The organism is Paracoccus sp. DMF, from assembly GCF_004407025.1.
Taxonomy (GTDB): Bacteria; Pseudomonadota; Alphaproteobacteria; order Rhodobacterales; family Rhodobacteraceae; genus Paracoccus; species Paracoccus aminovorans_B.
Genome location: NZ_SOKV02000100.1, coordinates 1 through 3,095 on the forward strand (window position 1 = coordinate 1; position 3,095 = coordinate 3,095).

Here is a 3,095-nt window from a genome sequence, read left to right on the forward strand (position 1 = left end):
AACGGGGGCGTCGAGCGAAAGCACCGTGCCGCCCTGCATCCTGCGCTGGCGGTGATGACGGATGGCAATGCGCGAGGACTGGTTGCGCAAGACGATGTTGGAGAAAGCGCCGATGCTGCCACGGCGGGCGTCGAAGCCGGGCAGTCGGCAGATCAGGTCGACCAGCAGGTCCTGGCGGAGATCGTCGAGATCGGCGGCGGGCAGCACCAGCTTGCGATGCAGGCGGCGCGCGGCAATGGCCGCCTCGTCGATCAGCGTGGCAAGGTCATTGGGGGAAATGGGAGGGAGCATCTGTTTCGATCCTGGTCGTTTGCGTTGACCAGTCGAAGATGCAACCTGCTGAAATTCTTTATCTCTCGGGCTTCTCCCGGAAACCTCCCGAAAATCTCCCGGTGCCGGAAAACGGGTCTAGGCGATGAACGCGATCCCGGAGGATGCAAGGTCGAGACGTGCGCCGACCTTGGACTTGCGATCGATGAACCCGTTGCTCGGGACCGCATCCAGCCGCTTGTTCTTCCGGAACGCATCGCGCAGCCGGTTGATGCAGCGATCGACCTGTTCGGGATTGCTTTCCCGCCCTGTGCTCGCCTGAAGCGTTGCCGCCAGTGCCTCCTTTGAAACCCAGCCCCCGGCGGCCATGGCCTCCTCTGCGAGCAGGGCGAAGGCGTCGAAGTCTCGCGGCTCGATGTCGATTTCGATGCCTTCGAAGATCACCCGGCGGCCGATACGGTCGATCTGGAGGCGCGCGTCCGGGGCCTGCTGTCCCGTGGGCACCCGAACCCGACCGAGATCGAGCGCGAAGGGGCGATCCGGGTCGTCGCGCAGCAGATCGAGGGCACGGGTGACCGTCAGGCGGAGGCCGTCGAGCTGGCGAGCGACCGCCGTCGGCAAGTCGCAATCGCCGAGACTGATCAGGGCAACAGGCGTTTCGCTGTCGATGGCGCCGCGCACATGGTCCACGATTTCTTGCGAGTTCTCCTCCCGCAGTCGCCGCACAAGGCAGATTTCGGCAGTTCGACCATGCTTTTCGTGGCGACCGAGCCGCCAAATCCTGGCCGAGATCGCAACCGGACCCGGCCCCTTCAGTCCCGACTGCTCGCGTATCGCGCGGCAGAGAGCGGCGATATCGATGTCGAAGGACTGGATATCCAGCGCGTCGTCGTAACGTTCGCACTCTCCGGTCTCTGGATCGACGACGATCAATTCATCGCCGACCACCTGAAAGACCGCAGTGCCATCGTCGCGTTGATCCTCGCGGTCCGCCAAGATTCCCAGATTGCGCAGCGATCGGACGAAGCGCGGATCATAGGGCTCTAGCTCTGCCGCACCGATGGCACGGATCGGATGACGATCACTCTGCCGCAGCAGCAGCCTGATCAGTTCTGCGGCGTTTGCGAATGTCATTGTTTTCCAGCATCTCGAGGATGAGCCGTTCGTGCGAGTGGTCGCGCATGCTGACTGTGCGCGGCGGCCGGATCGTAACCGGGACCACGATCTCGCTGCCGTCCACTTCAATGGTGACGTCGATCTTGGCATGCACGATCCGCACGTCAGCAACCTCGATCTCGGGGGCCAAATCCTTCAAGCGCCTGAGCGCATTCTCGGAATCGCCGAGCGCCAGAAACCACGGCGAGCGACGCAAGCGCCCCGTAGCGGTCAGTTGCGCCTCATCGATGCGCACTTCCCGCAAGGCGACATGCGTGATGTCGCCGTCGGGATCGAAGGTGAACCTGAACTTCTCGCCGTGTCGCTGCAGGGGACCGAGAGTGTAGAGTTCTTCTTTGGCCGAGGCCTCGAAAATGTCGCCATCTCCAAGGACATGGGCGCCGAAAAGCCTTACCAGCTTCTTGGCGTCGGTGGCGGACTTCGAGCCCACAGAGACCGCGCTCCTGCGTCGGTCATACTCGATGGTCGATTGCACGATCTCGCGGAATTTCAGCGTGTCCTCTGCCCCCTCCTGATCGACGTTCTTGGTCTCTGGCTTAGAGCCGTGCAGGATCAGCACGCGTAACAGATCGTCCTCTTCGAACCACCGCACATCGCAATAGTGACCGTTGTAGCGGCCTGCGAAGTGCAGCCGTGCCGATTCGGCGAAGCTGTCTTTTACCCCGGCATCGTGGTGGCGCAGTTCGACGTCCTCCCGTTCCGCGTCGCGTTCGAGCTTGGACGAATGGGCAAGAAATGCCGCTGCGCTGAGGGCGCGGTCGAAGATTGCACGGTGATCGAGCCAGGTGACCAGCGCCATGAAGCGCGGCGTGAAGCGCAGATCGTCAGCTGCCCCGTCGATACGACACGCCGACAGGACATCAATACCAGCCTCCGAGGCGATTTCCTGGATGATTCGTGCGCCGGCATCGGTCGACAGCGTCGAGATATTGTAGAGTGCGAATTGCAGCTTTGCCGGGAATCGCAGGTCAGCCCTGGCGAAGAGCGCGAAAATCGCCTCACGCCGCTTTCCCTCGTCCTCTGGGAGCCCATTCCAGTCGAAATCTATCTGGCCCAGATAGGGGCTCAGCAAACGATGAAGCAGTTCGAGGTCGACGGTGCGCGAGAACGCGCGATCGACGAAATTCTTGATCCTCTTGGCCATGTAATCTCCTCTCGCCCTGAAACCTTGTCGCTTGCGGTCGCAAACCGGTTTGCGCCTCCACGACCCGCTTAACGCTGGCGGAAAATGCATGACCGATTCACCGGGCGAAGGTGAAGCACTGTTCCGATTATGTTCTACCCGGCCGATCAACCATGAGTCGAGTCCCGCCTTTCGCGTAGCGGCTACCTATCCCAGCGGGACGTCGTCCGGTTTACCTGAGTAGAGGCAGGGCAAGCCACCACGGACTTGCTCGCATGAAACGCCCCAATCCCCTGCCACCCGAACAGATGACGCCCACAGAACGCCGTGCCGAGTTGTGCGGTCTGCTTGCCCTCGGGATGGTGCGTTTGATGCAGCGAGAGCGGGGAGAACCTTCTGACGAAACTGGAGAAATTCGCCTACACTATCCGACCGACCGATGCCGTCATGCAACCCCGCACCCAACGGAGACAGCATGACGACTCACGACCAGATCCCCGCGCGCCTGGCCGCGCTGAAGACCGCC

General features: G+C 62.0%; 2 protein-coding genes and 1 pseudogene. All 3 read right to left on the minus strand.

Annotation, left to right across the window (positions count from 1 at the left end; translation table 11 throughout):
• Positions 1 to 291 (minus strand): annotated as a pseudogene (locus tag E3D03_RS20235) (hypothetical protein); the annotation flags it as partial.
• Between the two features lie 117 nt (positions 292 to 408).
• On the minus strand, positions 409 to 1,404 hold the full coding sequence (locus E3D03_RS20240; RefSeq protein WP_263568449.1) for a hypothetical protein: 996 nt from the start codon (positions 1,402 to 1,404) through the stop codon (positions 409 to 411).
• On the minus strand, positions 1,352 to 2,590 hold the full coding sequence (locus E3D03_RS20245) for a hypothetical protein (protein WP_263568450.1): 1,239 nt from the start codon (positions 2,588 to 2,590) through the stop codon (positions 1,352 to 1,354). Before E3D03_RS20245 ends, E3D03_RS20240 begins: the two co-directional genes overlap by 53 nt.
• Between the last annotated feature and the right edge of the window lie 505 nt (positions 2,591 to 3,095).

Bases quoted from the DNA above. Each gene is read 5' to 3' on its own strand.
- E3D03_RS20240 (WP_263568449.1), bottom strand. From the start codon at position 1,404: ATGACATTCGCAAACGCCGCAGAACTGATCAGGCTGCTGCTGCGGCAG.
- E3D03_RS20245 (WP_263568450.1), bottom strand. From the start codon at position 2,590: ATGGCCAAGAGGATCAAGAATTTCGTCGATCGCGCGTTCTCGCGCACC.